General features: G+C 61.3%; 17 protein-coding genes. 11 read left to right on the plus strand and 6 right to left on the minus strand.

Going from position 1 to position 20,067, the window contains the following annotated elements:
- The first annotated feature begins 394 nt into the window (after positions 1 to 394).
- The 9 genes from RRF64_RS15470 (at position 395) to RRF64_RS15510 (ending at position 11,714) form a co-directional block, all read left to right on the plus strand.
- Positions 395 to 1,675 carry an efflux RND transporter periplasmic adaptor subunit gene (locus RRF64_RS15470; RefSeq protein ID WP_323846818.1) on the plus strand — a complete coding sequence of 427 codons (1,281 nt, stop codon included), beginning with the start codon at positions 395 to 397 and terminating at the stop codon, positions 1,673 to 1,675.
- A 227-nt stretch (positions 1,676 to 1,902) separates the two neighbouring features.
- Positions 1,903 to 2,604: an ABC transporter ATP-binding protein gene (locus tag RRF64_RS15475; RefSeq protein WP_323846819.1), complete on the plus strand. Its 702-nt coding sequence runs from the start codon at positions 1,903 to 1,905 to the stop codon at positions 2,602 to 2,604.
- A gap of 10 nt (positions 2,605 to 2,614) precedes the next feature.
- Complete coding sequence (locus tag RRF64_RS15480) at positions 2,615 to 3,928, plus strand: ABC transporter permease (protein ID WP_323846820.1); 1,314 nt, start codon at positions 2,615 to 2,617, stop codon at positions 3,926 to 3,928.
- Positions 3,929 to 3,974: 46 nt separating this feature from the next.
- Positions 3,975 to 5,192 carry an ABC transporter permease gene (locus RRF64_RS15485; protein WP_323846821.1) on the plus strand — a complete coding sequence of 406 codons (1,218 nt, stop codon included), beginning with the start codon at positions 3,975 to 3,977 and terminating at the stop codon, positions 5,190 to 5,192.
- A gap of 81 nt (positions 5,193 to 5,273) precedes the next feature.
- Entirely contained in the window at positions 5,274 to 5,810 is a 537-nt protein-coding gene (locus RRF64_RS15490) for a nuclear transport factor 2 family protein (RefSeq protein WP_323846822.1), read from the plus strand.
- A 122-nt stretch (positions 5,811 to 5,932) separates the two neighbouring features.
- Positions 5,933 to 7,288 (plus strand): sigma-54-dependent transcriptional regulator, encoded by a 1,356-nt coding sequence (locus tag RRF64_RS15495; protein ID WP_323846823.1) that lies wholly within the window; start codon positions 5,933 to 5,935, stop codon positions 7,286 to 7,288.
- Positions 7,289 to 7,339: 51 nt separating this feature from the next.
- The gene (locus RRF64_RS15500; protein WP_323846824.1) at positions 7,340 to 8,665 is read left to right on the plus strand and encodes a sensor histidine kinase; all 1,326 of its coding nucleotides are present in this window, start codon (positions 7,340 to 7,342) and stop codon (positions 8,663 to 8,665) included.
- Positions 8,666 to 8,942: 277 nt separating this feature from the next.
- The gene (locus tag RRF64_RS15505) at positions 8,943 to 11,258 is read left to right on the plus strand and encodes an immune inhibitor A domain-containing protein (RefSeq protein WP_323846825.1); all 2,316 of its coding nucleotides are present in this window, start codon (positions 8,943 to 8,945) and stop codon (positions 11,256 to 11,258) included.
- A gap of 183 nt (positions 11,259 to 11,441) precedes the next feature.
- Positions 11,442 to 11,714 (plus strand): high-potential iron-sulfur protein, encoded by a 273-nt coding sequence (locus tag RRF64_RS15510; protein ID WP_323846826.1) that lies wholly within the window; start codon positions 11,442 to 11,444, stop codon positions 11,712 to 11,714.
- Positions 11,715 to 11,870: 156 nt separating this feature from the next.
- On the opposite strand, the gene RRF64_RS15515 is transcribed toward RRF64_RS15510, so the two are convergent.
- Complete coding sequence (locus RRF64_RS15515) at positions 11,871 to 12,830, minus strand: AraC family transcriptional regulator (protein WP_323846827.1); 960 nt, start codon at positions 12,828 to 12,830, stop codon at positions 11,871 to 11,873.
- Positions 12,831 to 13,236: 406 nt separating this feature from the next.
- Between RRF64_RS15515 and RRF64_RS15520 the strand changes: the two genes are divergently transcribed.
- Together RRF64_RS15520 and RRF64_RS15525 are read left to right on the plus strand one after the other, a co-directional pair.
- Positions 13,237 to 14,379 carry an efflux RND transporter periplasmic adaptor subunit gene (locus RRF64_RS15520; RefSeq protein WP_323846828.1) on the plus strand — a complete coding sequence of 381 codons (1,143 nt, stop codon included), beginning with the start codon at positions 13,237 to 13,239 and terminating at the stop codon, positions 14,377 to 14,379.
- A 124-nt stretch (positions 14,380 to 14,503) separates the two neighbouring features.
- Positions 14,504 to 17,707, plus strand: a complete 3,204-nt coding sequence (locus tag RRF64_RS15525) for an efflux RND transporter permease subunit (protein ID WP_323846829.1) — start codon at positions 14,504 to 14,506, stop codon at positions 17,705 to 17,707.
- A gap of 16 nt (positions 17,708 to 17,723) precedes the next feature.
- Here RRF64_RS15525 and RRF64_RS15530 read toward each other — a convergent pair whose 3' ends face one another.
- From RRF64_RS15530 to RRF64_RS15550, 5 genes are all read right to left on the minus strand, one after another.
- The gene (locus tag RRF64_RS15530) at positions 17,724 to 18,098 is read right to left on the minus strand and encodes a hypothetical protein (RefSeq protein WP_323846830.1); all 375 of its coding nucleotides are present in this window, start codon (positions 18,096 to 18,098) and stop codon (positions 17,724 to 17,726) included.
- Entirely contained in the window at positions 18,095 to 18,730 is a 636-nt protein-coding gene (locus tag RRF64_RS15535; RefSeq protein WP_323846831.1) for a carbonic anhydrase, read from the minus strand. Before RRF64_RS15535 ends, RRF64_RS15530 begins: the two co-directional genes overlap by 4 nt.
- Before the next feature lie 284 nt (positions 18,731 to 19,014).
- Positions 19,015 to 19,326: a hypothetical protein gene (locus tag RRF64_RS15540; RefSeq protein ID WP_323846832.1), complete on the minus strand. Its 312-nt coding sequence runs from the start codon at positions 19,324 to 19,326 to the stop codon at positions 19,015 to 19,017.
- Positions 19,327 to 19,335: 9 nt separating this feature from the next.
- The gene (locus RRF64_RS15545; protein ID WP_323846833.1) at positions 19,336 to 19,632 is read right to left on the minus strand and encodes a hypothetical protein; all 297 of its coding nucleotides are present in this window, start codon (positions 19,630 to 19,632) and stop codon (positions 19,336 to 19,338) included.
- Between the two features lie 150 nt (positions 19,633 to 19,782).
- Positions 19,783 to 20,052: a hypothetical protein gene (locus RRF64_RS15550; RefSeq protein ID WP_323846834.1), complete on the minus strand. Its 270-nt coding sequence runs from the start codon at positions 20,050 to 20,052 to the stop codon at positions 19,783 to 19,785.
- Positions 20,053 to 20,067 lie beyond the last annotated feature (15 nt).

Raw genomic sequence — 20,067 nt, forward strand, 5'->3', positions numbered from 1 at the left:
TTCCGCGACCGAGGAGCGGCGCAGGCGTATTTGCGATACGTCGAGCACTCCGACCGAGCGAAAGGCAATCAGGGCGTACCCTGTGGCCGCCGCAGCAGGAGGTTGGCGGGAAATGCGGGCCCATGTCCGGCGCCGACCGGAGCGGACAGCGGACACTCCAAGCGGACACCTGCGCCCATATCCACCGCTGCCCAAAGGACACAAACTCCTTACTTTTCAATATGTTACGGTTCGTGAAAAAGCTGGCACAGCCCTTGCTCTAGAAGATGGCGAGCCGGGGCAAATCGCGTTTCTGCCCCGTGCATCCAAATTCGCTTGCCGGCGCGTCACAACCTTCATAAGCGACACACCGGCTACTAGCAGTCCACGAGAGAAAGAGAAACGGAAAGCCGCAATGATCAGAGACACATCCGGGCAGGACGTACAAATCGCCGCTGTGCCGCCGTGGAAAAACCCCAGAATACTGAAAGCCGCCGCCGGCGCGGTGCTGTCGCTCGCCTTCCTCACCTGGGGCGTGAGCGCCTGGCATGCGACCGGTTCGGTGGACGGCACCCTGTCCCTGGCACGGATCAATATCGCGCAGGTCGAACGAGGCAATCTGGTACGCGATCTGGTCGTGCAGGGCAAGGTCATCGCCGCCAACAGCCCCACTCTGTATAGCCCCGCGCAGGGTATCGTCAAGTTTGCGGTCAAGGCCGGCGACAGTGTCGAGCGGGGCCAGCTGCTGGCGGAAGTGGACAGCCCGGAACTCTCCAACCAGCTGGCCCAGGAAAACGCCCTGCTCAACAAACTGACCGTGGAACTGCAGCGACAGAAGATCCAGGCCAAGCGCCAGCAGCTGGAAAACCGGCAGAAGGCGGATCTGGCCAAGGTCAATCTGACCGCCGCCCAGCGCGAACTCAAACGCGCGCAAATCTCCATGGAGAAGCAGATCATCTCGCGGCTGGACTTTGAGAAGGCCGGTGACGACCTGGCGCGCGCGCAGCTGGAATACCAACAGGCGGTGCAGAATGCCGAGCTGGAGAAAGAGTCCCTCGCATTTGAAACCCAGACCCTGGAATTGCAGGCCTCGCAGCAGGAACTGCAGGTAGAGGAGCTCGAGCGCCGGGTGCGCGACCTGAACATCCTGTCGCCGGTCAACGGCACCATCGGCAGCCTCGCCGTGGCCCAGCGCAGCGCGGTAGCTGCCAACGCACCGCTGATCACCGTGGTGGACCTCACCAGCTTCGAACTGGAAGCCATGGTCCCGGAAAACTACGCCGACGACCTGGGCCTGGCCATGGCGGTGGAGATCAATCTCAGCGGCAGAAAACTGCCCGGCGAGATCACTGCGATCTCGCCGGAAGTGATCAACGGCCAGGTCCAGGCCCGCGTCCGCTTCACCGATGGCCAGCCGCAGAACCTGCGCCAGAATTTGCGCCTGACCGCGCGCATCCTGCTGGAAAACCGCAACGACGTGATGCTGGTCAAGCGCGGCAGCTTCCTCGACCAGAGCGGCGGCCGCTATGTATTCCGCCTGAACGGCGCGCAGCAGGCAGAGCGCGTGCCCATCCAGATCGGCGCCCTCGGCCTCAGCCAGGTAGAGATAGTCTCCGGCCTGAAAGAGGGAGACCGCATCATTGTCTCCGCCGCCGAGGAGCTGGAAAACGCGCAGCTGGTTGCGCTGAAAGATTGAAAAAAAGTGACCGTTAGAAGGCTGCCAAAAACACTGAAGCTTGAATCGAAGGCCCTGATGCCGGGAGATGTTTGTGGGACCTTCCGCGGCCACGGATGGCCGCGGAGAGCGTACAGGGATGTATTCACAGCGTGTCCCACAAACATCTGCCGGCAGCGGCGCCGCCACGAACCCAGAACCAAACAGCAAGCACGAAGTTTCAAAGATTAAACAAAAGGGAAATCACCATGCTGAAAATGCAAAGTATCCGCAAAAGTTACCGCACCGATACCATCGAAACCCATGCGCTGCGCGATTTCAGCCTGGAAGTGGCCGAGGGGGAATTTGTCTCGGTCACCGGCCCCAGTGGCTCCGGCAAGACCACCTTCCTCAACATCGCCGGCCTGCTGGAAACCCCCACCGGCGGCCAGTACCTGCTGGACGGCCAGGACGTCAGCAATCTGAACGACCGCGAGCGCTCGCGCCTGCGCAACGAGAAGATTGGCTTTATCTTCCAGGGCTTCAACCTGATCCCGGACCTGAACCTGTTCGACAATATCGACGTACCGCTGCGCTATCGCGGTTTCAATGCCAAGGAGCGCAAGAAGCGCATTGAGAAGGTGCTGGAGCAGGTCGGCCTGTCGGCGCGCGCCAAGCACCTGCCGGCACAGCTGTCCGGCGGCCAGCAGCAGCGCGTCGCCATCGCCCGCGCCCTGGCCGGCGAACCGCGCTTCCTGCTCGCGGACGAACCGACCGGTAACCTCGACTCGCTGATGGCGCGCCAGGTGATGGAGCTGCTGGAATTTATCAACGAGTGGGGCACTACCATCGTCATGGTCACCCATGACCCGGATCTGGCGCGCCGCGCGCACCGCAATATCCAGGTAGTGGACGGCCAGCTGTCCGATCTGCAACGCGCCCACGTGGTCGCGGAAGCCGCCAACGCCTGAGGAGACAGCCATGTTCGGATACTACTTTTCCCTGGCGATGCGCAGCCTGCGCAGTACGCCGGTCATGAGTGCGCTGATGATCGCCGCCATCGCCGTCGGCGTCGGCGCCTCCATGACGACGCTCACCCTGAATTACATGATGTCGCAGAACGCGCTGCAGCATAAGGACCAGGTGCTCTACGCCGTGCAGTTGGACAGCTGGGGCGCCGAAAACGCCGCCAACAACGACAGCCAAATGCCCTGGGAACTGAGCTACCGCGACGCTACCGCGCTGCTGCGCTCGGACATTCCCGTGCGCCAGGTGGCGATGCACCGCTGGGGCGGTACCGTGAGTCAGGAGAATTCAGAGCTGCGCCCGTTCACCGCGGACATTCGCGTAACGACCGCTGACTTCTTTGCCCTGTTCGATATCCCGTTTATCCACGGCGGCACCTGGAACAAAGAGGCGGACACCAATCCGCAGCGACAGGTCGTGCTGTCGAAGGCAACCAATGAAAAACTGTTCAATGGCGAAAACAGTGTCGGCCGCACCATCAACCTGAGCGGCGAGCCCTATACCGTGATGGGGGTTATCGAGCACTGGAACCCCTCGCCCAAGGTCCACGACCTGAACAACGGCGCCTTCAACGATTCCGCAGACATCTATCTCCCCTTCGGCCTGCACCGACAGCTGCAGATCTACTCCTGGGGTAATACCAACGGCTGGAAGAGTGAGGACATCGAAAGTTACGAGGACTTCCTCAACAGCCACTATGTGTGGATCCAGTACTGGGTCGAACTGGAGAACAGCCAGCAGAAAAAGGATTACGAAAATTTCCTCACCGCCTACATCCAGAGCCAGAAGGCCGAGGGCCGCTACCCGCGGCCGCTGAAGTTCGGGCTCACCCAGCCCTCGGAGTGGCTGGTGGTCAATGAAGTGCTGAGCGATGACAACCGGGTGCTCGGCTGGCTGTCACTGGCGTTCCTGCTGGTGTGTGTGATCAACGCCGTAGCCCTGCTGCTGGCCAAATTCCTGCGCAAGGCGCCGGAAGCCGGCGTGCGCCGCGCACTGGGTGCCAGCCGCGGCGCCATTTTCAGCCAGCACCTGATGGAGAGCGGCTGTATCGGCCTGATTGGCGGTATTGCCGGCATCCTGCTCACGGTGGCGGGACTGAGCGGGATACGCCTGCTGCAGATGGGGCGCTTCGACAATATCGCCTCCATGGACTGGGTGATGGTGCTCGCGGCCATCGGTCTCGCCATAGTCGCGAGCCTGCTGGCGGGCCTGTATCCGGCCTGGCGCATCAGCCGCACAAATCCCTCCATCTACCTGAAAACACAATAACGCCCACAAGGACAACGGAGCCCGCAAGGCCAAAGGAGAAAGTACCATGTTGGAACTCAGACCAATTCTGTCCGCCCTGTGGCGCAACAAGATCGCCGCGCTGCTGATCGCCCTGCAGCTGGCGCTGACACTGGCGATCGTCAGCAACGCCAGCGTTATCGTTGGCGAGCGCAGCGAGAAGATCGCGCGCCCGACCGGCATGGCGGTGGAGGATATCATCACCGTCTTCTTCCAGCCGGTATCGCAGAACTACGACATGCCCGCGGCGGTCAGTGCCGACCTGGAACTGTTGCGCAATATTCCGGGCGTGCTCCAGGCAACCCACAGCAACCATTTCCCGCTGTCGGGCAGCGGCTCCGCTTCCCAGTACTACAACAAGCCGAATCAGGAAACCGGCGGCGAAGCGGCCAACTACTACCAGACCAACCCGGATTTCATCGAGGCGCTGGGCCTGAAACTGGCCGAAGGGCGCAATTTCGAAGTTTCGGAAATGCAGATTGCGAGCATCAACGAAAATCGGGATTCCAACGTGGTAATTATCACCAAGCAGTTCGCGGAGACCCTCTACCCCGGTGAAAGTGCGGTGGGCAAGTACCTCTACGGTGACCGCAGCAGCCATCCGATCGAGATCATTGGCGTGGTGGAGCGCCACCTGGGCGCCTGGGTCAGCTGGTCCAGGGCGGGCAATGCCGTATTTTTCCCGGAATTGTTCCTCGCAGAAGGCAACCTCTTTATGCGCTACCTGATACGCACCGAGCCGGGCCAGCGGGATGCGGTGCTCAAGCAGATTGAAGCCAAACTGAGCGAACGCGACCCGCAGCGGGTGATCGAGGTGGAAACGCTGGAAGAAGAAAAAAACCAGAGCTATGCGCGCGACAACACCATGATCAAAGTGCTTGCCGCAGTCATGGCCCTGCTGACCTTTATTATCGCCCTGGGCATCGTCGGCCTCACCAGCTTCTGGATCAACCAGCGCCGCAAGCAGATCGGCGTGCGCCGCGCCCTCGGCGCCACCCGTGCCGCCATCGGCCGCTACTTCCTGCTGGAAAACTGCATGATCGCCGGCACCGGCATCGCGCTGGGCATGGCCGCCGCGCAGATCGCCAATGGGGTAATGGTCGAGTCCTTCAAGCAGCCGGCGCTGCCAATGTCGGTGATGCTGACCTGTGCGCTAATACTGCTCGGCGTCAGCCTGGCGGCGGCACTGGTACCGGCCCTGCGCGCGGCCAATACCTCACCGGCGATGGCGACGCGCAACGTGTAAGCGGCACAAACTAGAAAAACGAAAATGGGGGATGGAATATTCCCCCCCCTTTTTTCCTGAGCGCCAATCAAGGAAGTACTTATGCGTAAACAGATCACAGCCCTGTTTCTGACAGGCATCGCCTGCGCGAGTGTTTCAACCTCTGCGGAGGAACACCCGGTGGTATCCGGCCCTTCGACATCCTCGGAGCTCGTAGCCGAAATAACCGACGCCGACCGCATACTGTTTGACGCAGTGTTCAATAACTGCGATCTGGATGCGTCGCAGGATCTGGTGACGGACGACTTCGAGTTCTATCACGACAAATGGGGTAAAAACGCAGATTCGGGTGCGGAATTCCTGAGTTCAGTCGCGGATATGTGCGAGGGGCGGCAAAGTGGCAGGAACGTCAAGGCCAGGAGAGAATTGGTGGCCGACAGCGTAAAAATCTATCCGCTCAATAATTTCGGGGCCATCCAGATCGGCACCCACAAGTTTTACGGTCTCCCGGAGGGAAAGGAACCGGTGCTGCGTGAAACCGGCCAGTTCACCCACGTCTGGCAGAAGGTTTCCGGAAAGTGGAAGCTCGCCCGAGTACTGAGCTACGACCACAAGCCTGCCCAAGGGGCTTCCGAATAACCTGACTGCCAACCCGGCAACTTTTACTGCCGGGCCCCCCCTCTCTCGGAGAGCCACGGCCTGTTTCGCCGTGTCTCCCTGTCAGTGCATAATGCGCACTCACAATAATCACCGGTACCGCCATGGACAAGGTCCTGATCATCGACGACAACCCGGGCATCATCTCCGCCCTGGAACTGCTGTTGTCGCTGCACCAGATCGAAACCCTCAGCGCCATCACGCCACAGGCCGGCCTGCAACTGCTGCGCGAGCACGGGGATATCAGCCTGGTCATCCAGGACATGAATTTCACCGCGGACACCACGTCAGGCGAAGAGGGGCGCGAGCTGTTTTACGCGATCCGCGAAATCAGTCCAGACCTGCCGGTGATCCTGCTCACCGCCTGGACGCAGCTGGAAATGGCCGTGGAACTGGTCAAAGCAGGGGCGGCCGACTACCTCGGCAAGCCCTGGGACGATAACAAGCTGATCTCCACGGTGAAAAACCTGCTCGAACTGAATGAGCTGCAGCGGCAGCAGCGCAGAGCACAACAGCAGTCGCTGCAGGCGCGCGAGCAGCTGCGGCAGAATTTCGACCTGCAGGGCATCATCTACCGCAGTAATTCCATGCAGAAGCTGCTGGAGATGGCCACCCAGGTGGCCAGGTCCGATGTGCCGCTGCTGATCACCGGCCCCAACGGTGCCGGCAAGGAAAAGATTGCCGATATAGTCCAGGCCAATTCACCGCTGCGCGACGGCCCCTATATCAAGGTGAATGTGGGCGCACTGCCCGAGGAACTGATGGAGGCGGAGCTGTTCGGTGCCGAGCCGGGCGCCTACACCGGTGCCGGCAATCGCGCCCGCCAGGGGCGCTTCGAGGCAGCCGACGGCGGCACCCTGTTTCTCGACGAGATCGGTGAACTGTCGGCCAGCGGCCAGGTCAAGCTGTTAAGAGTGCTGCAGACCGGTGAATTCCAACGCCTGGGCAGCAGTCAGACGCGCAAGGTCAAAGTGCGGGTGATCAGCGCCACCAACAGCGACCTGCCGCAGCAGATTGCCGACGGTCATTTTCGCCAGGACCTCTTCTACCGGCTGAACGTGATCGAGCTCAAGCTGCCGCCGCTGTGCGAGCGGCCGGAAGATATACTTCCCCTCGCACGCAGCTTTCTCGATATGGGACCGGGAGAGCCCAAGCAGCTGTCGCCGCAGGCGCAGTCGGCGCTGATGCGCTACCGCTGGCCGGGCAACGTGCGCGAATTGCAGAACACCATGCAGCGCGCTTCGGTACTGTGCCGGTCGCAGATCATCGACGAGGACATCCTCGCCCTGCCGGTGCAGCATGTCACCGACAGAGTCGACGTGAGCTTCGAACCCAGCCGTGAATTGCTCGAGCAGACCCTGGCCAGTTGCGATGGCGTTATCGCCCAGGCGGCGCGGGAACTCGGCATGAGCAGACAGGCGCTGTACCGCCGCCTGGATAAGTACGGAATTCCCTACTGATTTCCTGCAGGGCAGGCTCCCACAGAAACCAAACCCAATCCAGTGCCAGTCATGTCCAAGCCGTTTTCTCTCGAAGGCCGTATTGCGGCCGTTTCCCTGCTGGCCGCAGTTGTCGGCACCAGCATTCCGTTTGCGCTGCTGCAATTCGGTATCGACACTCGCCTGGCCTGGGCGGCCGGTCTGTTGCTGGCGCTGGTAATCATTCTGTTTTTGTTGCGATTCGTCACTGTTCCGCTAACGCGAACGCTGAGTGCGCTCGAAGGCGGGCTGCTGAATTTTCGCGACGGCGACTTCTCCGTGTCGCTGACGACCAAACGCAGTGACCAGTTGGGTCAACTGACCAGGCTCTACAATGAAGTGGGCGAGATATTGCGGCGGGAGCGCGCGCATATTTACCAGCGCGAGCTATTGCTGGACACAGTGATCCAGAGTTCCCCGCAGGCACTGCTGCTGGTGGACCAGGCCGATCACATCATCTACGCCAACAGCAGCGCCCGCCATCTGCTCAATTGCGGCAAACCGATACAGGGACTGACGCTGGAGCGGATACTGCCAAATTGCCCGCAGGGACTGGCTGACGCTATAACCGCACAACAGGATGGCCTGTTCAGTTACAGCGATGGCGACAGTACCCGCTCCCTGCACATCGGCAACAGCACCTTCGTACTCAACGCACAGAAACACCGGCTGATCGTTATTCGCGAAATGACCCGGGAGCTGACCCGCGCCGAAGTCCAGGTCTGGAAAAAGGTCATCCGCCTGATCAGCCACGAGCTGAACAATTCCCTGGCGCCAATTTCTTCGATGGCCCACAGCGGCAAACTATTGATCCAGCAGCCCGACAAGGCGGCAGCACTGGAAAAGGTTTTCGATGTTATTGCCGAGCGCTGCCAGCATCTGACCGAGTTCACCCAGGGCTATGCCCGCTTCGCCAAACTGCCCGCCCCCAGCTGCGAGACGGTACAGTGGCATCAGCTGATCGACCGGATTGCGCCGCTGCACCAGTTCACCCTGCGGGGAGACCTGCCCAGCCGCCCCGGCTATTTCGACCCGGTACAGATAGAACAGGCGCTGCTGAACCTGTTCAAGAATGCCGCCGAGGCGGGCAGCGACCGCGAGCACACTGAACTGCAGATCAGCGCCGACAACAGTGGCCAGGAACTGGTCGTTCGCGACCGCGGCTGCGGTATGAGCGAGAAAGTGTTGCAGCAGGCGCTGCTGCCTTTCTATTCCACCAAGCCCCAGGGCGTGGGGCTCGGCCTCGCGCTCTGCCGGGAGATAGTCGATGCGCACGGAGGACAGATTCAGCTGCAAAACCGTCCCGATGGCGGCTTGCAGATCAGCTTGTGGCTGCCCTGGCCGAAATTAATCGATTAGTATTTGCAGACTTGCTTTTCCCTCTAATTAGGACAAACCGTACCACAACGGCCAATACCAGAAACCATTCTCACAATTTGGCGCATTATTCATTGCGGTAAATTGGCGACAACGCGTTAAACATTCAGTGACCTGCGCGGGCTGAATTCCGCGCAGTTCACCGCGGGCTAGGGACGGCTCGAAATCGGCGCACGGCTGCGCTTTTCTTTTTTCCCCTCCCTCTGCAGTGACCCGCCAAATCCATCCCCGCAACAGAAAAAATGAAATAGAGGGAACCATGTTTAAACCCAACCGTTTACTGTCGATAGGTGCTCTGGCTATTGGCCTGATCGCAGGCAGCACCCATGCGGCCGAAAAACCAATGGCCAATGGCGGGCCACTGGACCTGGCTGTCGCCAACGAAACCAAGCTGATGGAAATGCTCAAGCGTTCCGGGCGCATCGGTGAAAATGCCACCTTTACCGAAGCCGAACAGTCACTGCGCGACTACCTGAAAGAGCGCGCCGCCAAGGGGGCAATTCAGGCCCAGAATATGTCCAGTGAAGGCGTGCAGATGATGGCGCTCGGAAAGGCGAGCAAGGGCACCCAGTCTCTGCAAAGTGGCAACGGCAATAAACTGGGTATCGGCAAGAAGCAGCGACCGGCTCCATTGCAGATTGAGGCCTACGCGGGCGATACGCGCACCGCCCGCGTGCTGGCCATTCTGATGGAGTTCCCCGATTTTCCGCACAACAGCATCCAGCCCGGCGAAACCGATATGTACTACGCGGACTACGCGGCCGACCACTATGCGGATCTGCTGTTCTCCGAACGGGGTTTCAGCGGGCCGGGCGGCGAAAACCTGCTGTCGATGCAGCAGTTTTACTGGCAGCAGTCCGGCAACAGCTACAGCGTGGAAGGCGCCGTGGCCGGCTGGTATATGGCAAGCCGGCCCGCGGCCTTCTACGGCAACAATGTCGATGGCGATGCGCGCGCACTGGTGCGTGAAGCTCTACTGGCCGCGGCGGCCGACCCCGAGGTAAACCTGTCGGACTTCGATATCGAAGACCGCTATGACCTGGATGGCGATGGTAACTACTGGGAGGCCGACGGCCTGGTGGACCACGTGATGATTTTCCACTCCTCTGTCGGCGAAGAAGCCGGTGGCGGCCAATTGGGTGAGGACGCCATCTGGGCACATCGCTGGAACCTGGGTGGAATCTTCGCCATTCCCGGTACGGAAAGCGAAGTGGATTATTGGGAGGGATCGATGGCGGCCTACGACTACACCATCCAGCCGGCCGACGCTGCCGCCGGGGTGGTCAGCCACGAGTACGGCCACGACCTGGGCCTGCCCGATGAGTACGACACTCAGTATACGGGCCGCGGCGAACCGGTCTCCGCCTGGTCGGTGATGTCCAACGGCAGCTGGGCGGGCGTGGTTCCCGGTTCCGAACCAACCGGTTTCTCCGCCTGGGCCAAGGAGTTCCTGCAACACAACCATGGCGGCAACTGGCTGCGCGGCACCACCATTGCACTGGAAGAGATCCCAGCCGCGGGTCTGGAAGCGCTACTGGACGAGGCAGTGCACAAGGGGACCAACAACGACGCACTGCGCATAGATCTGCCCAAGAAACCGGTGATCGTTACCATACCGACCAGCGGCGAATACGCCTACTTCAGCGGTAGTGGAGACAACCTGCAGAACTATATGCTGGTACCCGTCGATCTTCGCAACGCTGGCAGCGCCAGCCTCTCCTTCAACGCCTGGTACGATATCGAGCAGGACTGGGACTACGGTATGGTCATGGTCTACAACGCCGGTGGCCTCAACCCGATCCCCGGTAATATCACCACGGTATCCAACCCCAACGGACAAAACCCGGGTCACGGTATCACCGGCGCCTCCGGTGGCTGGGTAGACGCGGAGTTTGATCTCAGTGCCTATGTCGGCCAGCAGTTCCACCTGGTGTTTTATTACCTGACCGATGGCTTTGTCTCCAACCCGGGCTTCTATGCCGACGATATTGTTGTCAATGTCGATGGCTCTCAGCTTCTGGCAGATGATGCGGAAAGTGACGGTGTATTCGCTCTCACCGGTTTTACTCGCAATCCGGGCTTCAACCTGCATGACCACTACTATCTGCTCGAGTGGCGCACCCATCGAGGTATTGATCGGGGGCTGGCCCATGTAAATGTCGCCGGCGAAATGCTGCCGTTTAATGAGGGTCTGGTGGTCTGGTATGCAGACACCAGCTATGACAACAACTGGGTCGGCGTGCACCCGGGCAACGGCTTCCTTGGCGTCGTGGACGCGGACCAGCATATCAATACCTGGAACGACCACTCGGTGGCCTCTACCCGCTATCAGGTGCGCGATGCCGCCTTCGCTATCGACAAGTCGGACAAGGTCACTCTGGACCTGATGGAAAACTACAACCTGCTGTTGCGCGACAATCAGACCAAGCGCAACCCGGTGTTTGATGACAGCGCCGATTACAGCAACGCGGCGATTCCCGATGCAGGCCGCGCGATTAGCTCCTACGGTCTGAAGATACGCGTGGTATCACAGAGCGACGACAAGTCCGTCGGCAAAGTGCTGCTGTATCGCTAATTTCCCACCTGCTGACAAGGGCGGTACGCAATGTGCCGCCCGCACAGGGCAAACGCGATAGATTCTCAATTTCAATCTCAACCGCAATGACTATACGACCGCGGCAAATCCCCACTTCCGGGCTAATCTGAAAGACAGATGTCGAAAACCCTCGGCCCCCAAAACTCGGGAGGTAGACCTGTCATGAGCAAGCGGAATCAGGGCATCACGCGGCGGGAATTTATCAAATTGTCCGGCTGCGCCGCCGCGCTGCTGCCAGTCGCGCTGATTGCAACCGATCGCGCGGTCGCCCAGGGCAAAGCGGCGAAGGAGGCGGTGCAGTATCAGGACACGCCGAAGAACGGGCAGAAATGTGCCGACTGCGTGCTGTTCGAACCGCCCGAGGCCTGCAAGGTGGTCGAGGGCAAAATCAGCCCCGAGGGCTGGTGCAGCCTGTTCGCACCCAAGCCCTCGTAAACAGAATCAGACAACATTTGATAGATTCTGGTCGGAAGCAAAACTGCTGTGGGAGCCAGCCCTGCTGGCGATTAGGGTGCGGCCAAGGCTATGGTCCAATCGCCTGCAGGGCAGGCTCCCACAACAAAACCTTGCAAGAGTGCGGCTGCAAAATAGTCAGGCCGGCACGCGCTGTTCACCGCGCAGCTTGCTGACGTCCGCGCGCGGCGGCAGTCCGAACATGCGGCTGTACTCGCGGCTGAAATGGGACGGGCTTTCGTAACCCACGCGGTAACTGGCGGAAGCCGCCTCCAACCCCTCCGTCAGCATCAGGCGACGCGCTTCCTGCAGCCGCAGCCTTTTCTGGAACTGCAGCGGCGACATGCGCGTAACCTGCTTAAAGCTGTGGTACAGGGATGACTCGCTCATGTTGGCCCGATCGGCCAGCTCGCTGATGCGCAGCGGCTCTGAAAAGCGGTCCTTGAGCACGGCGATAACCCGCGAGATACGGTTGGCCTGGCTGTCGACCACGGCGAACTTGCGCATGCGCGCACCCATATCGCCCATCAGCGCGCGGTAGATGATTTCCCGCCGCGCCAGCGGCGCCAGTATCGCCGCGTCGGATGGCGTATCCAGCAGGCTCACCAGGCGGTTCACCGCTTCCAGCATGGCCAGGTCCATCTGTGCCACACAGAGGCCGCAGCCGATCTCGGAGCAATCGAATTCCGCCTCCAGTTCCGGCGCCTTGTCCCCCAGCTCCAACACCAGGTCGGTCACTTCCTGCGGATCTATGATCAGCCGGATGGCCAGATACGGATGTTGCGGAGAAGCCTCCTCCACCCGGCCGAGCACCGGCAAATGCACCGAGGAGGCGACGTAATTCAGCGCACCGTAGCTGATTTCCTTGTCACCCAACTCGAGGGACTTCTTGCCCTGGATAATAAAACCGAGAGACGGTTCGTATACCGCAGCGGTGCAGCTGGTCGCCTCGTCGGAGCGGATCAAGTCGACCCCCGCCAGGGCGGTTTCCTGCAGCCCCTGCTCCGGCGTCCAGCGCATCATCTTGTGCACGAGTTTTTCACGGACCAGCTCGAGATCGCTGGTGCCGACATTGGTTCGCTCTCGCTCAACCGACATATTTACCCCTCCCAGTCCGGAATCCCCGGGCAGATTTCATCAGGCTGGAGCTCAGTATACGGAGTTTTAGGCAACACCCTTAGATCTTTGCAGAATTAGGCAATCACCCCGCAGTAATATGCAAGCCGCCCACCAAGTGCCAGTTCCCGCCGCCTCTGACCAACGGAAAAATATCGCAAAAACCGCCAGCCGCGCTTACATCGAATAATTTTGATTATATAAATGACCGAAAGGTTTTATCAAAAGCCAAACAGAAATAGGCAATCACTACGCAGTAACCGGATATCGCCATCTCACCTCCCACCGCTAAGGTTTGCAGCCATCGGAAGCGCTGCCCCCAGCCCTTCCACTGCGCAATCGACGGTTCCGTAACCGAGGCGTGATTAATAGAGGAAGCGAACACGTTATGGCGAACAAACTGAGATTCACTCTGATGGCCTTGACCGCGCTGGCGCTGGCGGGATGCGGCACCGGAGAACCGGGCGGTCAGCAGCCGCCTCCCGCGGCGGTGGAGGTGGCGGAGGTGACCGCCGCGCCGGCGACGCTGTGGAGCGGCTTTACCGGGCGGGTGGCCGCGCCGGAAACCGTCGAACTGCGCCCGCGTGTCAGCGGCTATATCGACCGGGTGTCGTTTACCGAAGGCGACCTGGTGCAGCGCGGCGATGTGCTGTTTACGATCGATCAGCGCCCCTACCGCGCGCGCGAGCGCGCGGCACAGGCCGAGCTGGCGCGCGCGCAGAGCCAGCTGATACTGAACAAGGGCCAGGCGGAACGCGCACAGCAGCTGCTGGACAGCCGTGCGATTTCCCGCGAGGAGTATGACCAGCGCGTGGCTGCGCGCGATTCCGCGGCTGCCGCCGTGAGCGCCGCCGAGGCGGCACTGGAAAATACGCGCCTGGATCTGCAGTACACGGTGGTCAAGGCCCCGATCGGCGGCCGCGTCAGCCGCGCCTATGTCACCCGCGGCAATCTCGCCAATGCGGACCAGACGCTGCTGACCACGCTGGTGTCGGTAGATCCGATGTATGTGTACTTCGAAAGCGACGAGCAGACGTTTGGCAGCAGTCGCGCATTATTGAATCAGGAGCAGCGCCCCCAGGTGCGCATCGGCCTCGCCGGCGAGCAGGGCTATCCGCACACCGGCGAGCTGGACTTTGTCGACAACCGCCTGAACAGCCACACCGGCACCATTCAATTCCGCGCCGTGGTGGCCAACGCCGATGGCACATTCAGAGCGGGCCAGTTCGCCCGGGTGGAGATGCCGACAGAACAATTGAGCCGGGCCGTGCTGGTGAACAGCAAGGCCGTACTGACCGATCAGGATCGCCGCTATGTCTATCTGGTCAGCGAGAAAAACCTGACCGAGCGCCGCGAGGTGGAAGTCGGCCCGCAGCAGGGCGACCTGGTGGTGATCCGCAGCGGACTGCTGCCCGGCGACCTGATCGTGGTCAACGGCCTGCAGAAAATATTCTTCCCCGGCATGCCGGTGCAGCCGGAGCTGGTGGCGATGAGCGGGCCGGACACCACACGGCAGGTTGCCAGCCGTTAAATCCCCCCTTGTAGGAGCGGCGGGGCGGCCATCCGCCGGTGGCCACCCCGCCGCTCCTACAGAGAATTTGTTTAATTCCGAAAAATGGCGTGGCCATCCCATGCCATACACGGGGTAACTCTCCATGAATTTTTCCCGCTTCTTCGTCGACCGCCCCATCTTTGCATCGGTGCTGTCGATCATTATTTTCGTCGTCGGCCTGATCAGCATTCCGGTGCTGCCCGTCAGTGAATACCCGGAGGTGGTGCCGCCCAGTGTGGCCGTCACTGCGCGCTATCCGGGCGCCAACCCGAAGACCATTTCCGAAACCGTCGCCACGCCGCTGGAGGAGGCCATCAACGGCGTGGAGAACATGATCTATATGAAGTCGGTCGCCGGCAGTGACGGCACCCTGTCGCTGACCGTGACCTTCAAGCTGGGCACGGATCCGGATCTGGCGCAGGTACAGGTGCAGAACCGCGTATCCCAGGCACTGCCGCGACTGCCGGAAGACGTGCGCCGCCAGGGCGTCACTACCCAGAAGCAGTCGCCCAACCTGATGATGGCCGTCCACCTGATTTCGCCGGACGACCGTTTCGATGCGATCTATATCCGCAATTACGCGTTACTGCATATTCGCGACGAACTGGCCCGCATTCCCGGTGTCGGTCAGGCGGGGCTGTTCGGCTCCGGCGACTACGCCATGCGCGTTTGGGTGGACCCACAGCGGGCCGCCGCGCTCGGCGTCACGGCCGCCGATATCGTCGGCGCCGTGCGCGAACAGAATGTCCAGGTTTCCGCGGGCCAGATCGGCGCCCAGCCGATGCCCGGCGAAAACGATTTCCTGATCTCCATCAATGCCAAGGGGCGTCTGGTCAGCGAAGCGGAGTTCGGCGATGTGGTGTTGAAGACCGGCAGCGACGGAGAGATCACCCGGCTCAGCGATGTCGCCCGCATCGAGCTGTCATCGTCCGAGGACGCCTTGCGCGCACTGCTGAACGGTCGCCAGGCGGTGGCACTGCCAATCTTCCAGGCACCCGGCTCCAACTCGCTGGAGGTTTCACAGGCCGTGCGGGACAAAATGGCCGAGCTGGACGACCATTTCCCGGAAGGCCTGGAGTGGGAGATCGCCTACGACCCGACGGTTTTTGTCAGCACCTCGATCAAGGCGGTGATCAAGACACTTTTGGAAGCCGTGCTGCTGGTGGTGCTGGTGGTAATCCTGTTCCTGCAGACCTGGCGCGCATCGCTGATCCCGCTATTGGCGGTGCCGGTTTCCATTGTGGGCACCTTTGCCGTACTGCTGCTGCTCGGCTTTTCAATCAACACCCTGACGCTGTTCGGCATGGTGCTGGCCATCGGCATTGTCGTGGACGACGCGATCGTGGTGGTGGAGAACGTCGAGCGCAATATCGAGGAGGGGCTGAAACCGCTCGCCGCCGCACACCAGGCGATGCGCGAGGTGAGCGGCCCGATCGTCGCCATCAGCCTGGTGCTGTGCGCGGTGTTCGTGCCCATGGCGTTTCTCGATGGCATCACCGGCCAGTTCTACCGCCAGTTTGCGATGTCTATTGCGATCGCCACGGTCATCTCCGCGATCAACTCGCTGACCCTGTCGCCGGCGCTGGCGGCGACACTGCTGAAGCCGCACGGCGCCGCGCCAGATATGCCGGCGCGGGTTATCAATTGCCTTTTCGGCTGGATCTTCCGCCCGTTCAACCGCTTCTTCAACAAGAATGCCGAGCGCTACCAGGGACTGGTGGGCCGCAGCCTGAATCGCCGCGGCCTGGTCTTCGCCGTCTATCTTCTGCTGCTCGCCGGTACTGCATACATGTTCAACCAGGTACCTGGCGGATTTATACCGACCCAGGACAAGACTTACCTGGTCGGCAGCATTCGCCTGCCGGAAGGTGCCTCCCTGGATCGCACCGAGGCAGTGGCGCGGCGTGTCAGTGAGCTGGCACTCGAAACGGAGGGCGTGTCCCACGCCGCGGCCTTCGTCGGCTTCAATGCGCTGCAGCGCACCAATACGCCGAACGTCGGCACCGTGTTCGTGCTGTTCGCCGATTTCAGCGAGCGTGAGCGCAGTGCCAAGGAAATTGCCGCGGAGCTGAATGGCAAGCTGGCGCAGATCAAGGAGGGCTTCGCGGTCAGCTTTATGCCACCGCCGATCTTCGGCCTCGGCGCCGGCTCTGGTTACTCGCTGTATATTCAGAATCGCCGCGGCGCTGAGGACCGCACCGGCGCCGGCTATGGCGAATTGCAGACGGCCACCAACCAGCTGGCCGGCGCACTGAGCCAGACGCCGGGGCTGAGCTATCCGTTCAGCTCCTACCAGGCCAATGTGCCGCAGCTGGATGCGGAGGTGGATCGCCTGCAGGCCAAGGCCCAGGGCGTGCGCCTGGACGACCTGTTCGGCACGCTGCAGCTGTATTTCGGCTCGCTGTACATCAATGACTTCAATCTGTTCGGCCGCACCTACCGGGTGATGGCCCAGGCGGACGCGCCCTTCCGCGACGAGATCGCGGATATCGATCATCTCTACACCCGCAACAATCGCGGCGAGATGGTGCCGATCAGCACCATGGTGCAGCTGAAGCAGAGCTATGGCCCCGACCCGGTGATCCGCTACAACGGCTATCCGGCCGCGGACCTGCTGGGCCAGTCCGACCCGGCGATGCTGTCGTCCGGCGAGGCCCTGGCAACGGTCGAACGCGTGGCCGCGCAGACGCTGCCCGCGGGCATGAATATCGAATGGACGGATCTCAGCTTCGAGCAGACCAACCGCAGCAATACCGCCATGCTGGTATTCCCGCTGGCGCTGCTGCTGGTGTTCCTGGTGCTGGCGGCGCTCTACGAGAGCTGGGTCATGCCGCTGGCGGTGATATTGATCGTACCCATGTGCCTGCTGGCAGCGCTGTTCGGCGTCTGGCTCACTGGCGGCGACAACAATGTGTTCGTGCAGGTGGGATTGGTGGTGCTGATGGGACTCGCCTGTAAGAACGCCATCCTGATCGTCGAGTTCGCGCGCGAGCTGGAAATTGAAAAGGGCTTGGATCCGGTGCGCGCCGCGCTGGAGGCCTGCCGCCTGCGCCTGCGCCCGATCATCATGACGTCCGTGGCCTTCGTCGCCGGTGTGGTGCCGCTGGTGTTCGCCAGCGGCGCCGGCGCCGAGGTGCGCAGCTCCATGGGGATCACGGTGTTTACCGGCACGATCGGTGTAACCCTGTTCGGCCTGTTCCTGACCCCGGTGTTCTATGTGGCCCTGCGCAAGCTGGCCGGACGTAAAAGCAGTCGTGCGGATGTGCTACCGGAACAGCCGCAACTGACCGCGGCAGCCGTTCGGTAAATAACAGAGGCCGGCGTCACTGCCGGCCTGTTTTTTCCAATGGCCGAAATACCAGCGCGTACAGTCTGGTCAGCAGCGAGAGTGGCAGGCAGGTGAGGATGATGATCACCCCCAGCAGACCGCGCATCAGGTCGCTGCCCTCCCAGTGCTCCTCATTGTCATTGCGAAAGGAACGGTAGCAGTGATCCGGTCCCTCGATGGGTTCGAAGGTGAAATCGATCACCTTCTCCATCGTCAGCCACCAGGGTCGGAAGGGGGTTTCCTCGACGCGGGAGAAATAACCGGTGCGCGCCGAGATGGTCGAATCTGGATTGCCGCCGGCAATCGCATTGCCCAGCTGGTCGATCGCGATCAGCACACCGCGCATCCATCCCATTTTTGTCGCGGTCATTGTGTGCTGGAATCCGGCATGCCTTCGAAGAAATCCACCTCACCGGTTTCGAGGGAGTACTCCGCCCCTACGATCAGCAGATCACCCCGCTCCACCAGCTGCTCGAGTATCTGCGAGCCGTGCCGCAGCTGGTTGGCGGAAGCGCGGACATTGGCGCGCACGGCTTTCGCCGCCAGTTTCTTGCAGTCTGTTTTGGTATCGGACTCCAGCAGCGGCTCTACCGCCGGGCGGATGCGATCGACGATGGATCTCAGGTTGGGCGAACGCGTGCCCTGTGGCCGCTCCAGCTGATCGAGCGTCGCCTGAATGGCGCCACAGTTGGAGTGGCCAAGAACTACCACCAGAGGCGTGCCGAAGCACTCGGCGGCGAACTCGATACTGCCGATCTGCGACGGCGCCACCACGTTGCCGGCCACGCGGATCACAAACAGGTCGCCGAGCCCCTGATCGAACACCAGTTCGGCGGGAACCCGCGAATCGGAGCAACCGAGAATAATGGCGAACGGTGCCTGCCCGGACAGCAGCTCCCTGCGCCTGTTCTCATCCACTTCGGTACTTTGTCCACTAAGACCCGCGGCAAAACGGCGATTGCCCTCCTGCAGGCGACGCAGTGCTTCTGCTGCAGACATCATATTCACACCTCCAATGAACTAAACCGAGAGGGTGCCAAGGATAGCGGATTTGCACTGCAAGTCGAATGGCGCAATGCCACGGTTGTCGCTTCGCCGACACTTGGATCAATGCATGCAGAAAGTTGCCGCGCAATCAAAGGCGAGCGAAACAAGTGGCGTCAGAAGGGCGTCGCACCCTAACAGCGCGACGATTGGACAGAAGCACGCGGCTTACAACGGGCAGCAGGCAGCGTGCCCGGTCAAACCGGCAGCGGGATATCGAGCAGTGCCAAGGAACCCCTAGGTTACTTGGACCAGTCCGCCGCCTGGAATTCGTAGCCGGGGTGCAGGGCAAACGGTGAATATGGGCCCGCGCACCAGTCGCCATTGTCGAGCTGATAGCAGTGGACACCCTGCTCCATGCACTGCCCCAGTCCGGCCATCGGCGTGTCGGCCTCGATGCAGTGGCGCGGAAACGCCGGCTTTTCCTCGACGGGCACCGTCCGGTGCGTGTACGCCTGCTGTGTGCCGCGCAGGTCATCCCAGAAGCCGTCAAAGCCGGCGCAGCCGCCGAGTATGACGGCGGGCACTAGCGCGATGAGTGCTCTTCCTTTCATGTGGAGTTACTACTTCGGATAAACGATGCAGCGGCGGCCGCCGGAGATCTCGAAACACTGCGCGGTAGGCGGGCAGATGGACCCCTCCGCCAGCTCCTCCGCATCACCGGGGCAGGTGGAGTAATTAGTCTTTTGCGCAGCTGGCGCGGCGGGTGCCGGTGGTGCAGCAGTCGCCCGGTATTCCGCGGTCCGGGGGATCGGCTTGCTGTAGGGGTAAACCACTTCGTCGCGGGTGTCAGCGACACCGCAGCCTGCGAGCAGTATCGCCGCGGCGAATCCGGCGAAGATTAGCGTTCGATGTGGCATAGGGCTTCCTCCGTAGGGTGCGCCGTGCGCACCATTGCGGTTTCTCGATTTGGTATCCCGGTGCGCACGGCGCACCCTACCGCGGGCCTGCGGCCCGCATGCGCAGCTGGAGCCTTCAGCGTTGCACGGCAGAAGGCTCCGCGCACCCGGCTAGTAAACCCGCATCACCGGAAAAAACCAGCAGGCGGAGCCCACCTTGCCCATTTCGGATTCCACCGAACAGTGCCGGCTGGCAGAAGGAGGCAGGTGGGAATTGGGTTGGTAGTTACCAACCTCTACGAAATCGGCGCGTCGGCTGGCGTCGTCGGGATTGAAAAAGAACGGATCGTCTCGGCCGCTTTCCTCGACAGGCAGAAAAATGCAACCCTGCATCGCCAGTGCCGCCGCCATCGGCAAAGCGAATGTCCCTATGCGCTTCATTTCCGAATACCTCTC

This window comes from Microbulbifer magnicolonia, assembly GCF_035117725.1.
Taxonomy (GTDB): domain Bacteria; phylum Pseudomonadota; class Gammaproteobacteria; order Pseudomonadales; family Cellvibrionaceae; genus Microbulbifer; species Microbulbifer magnicolonia.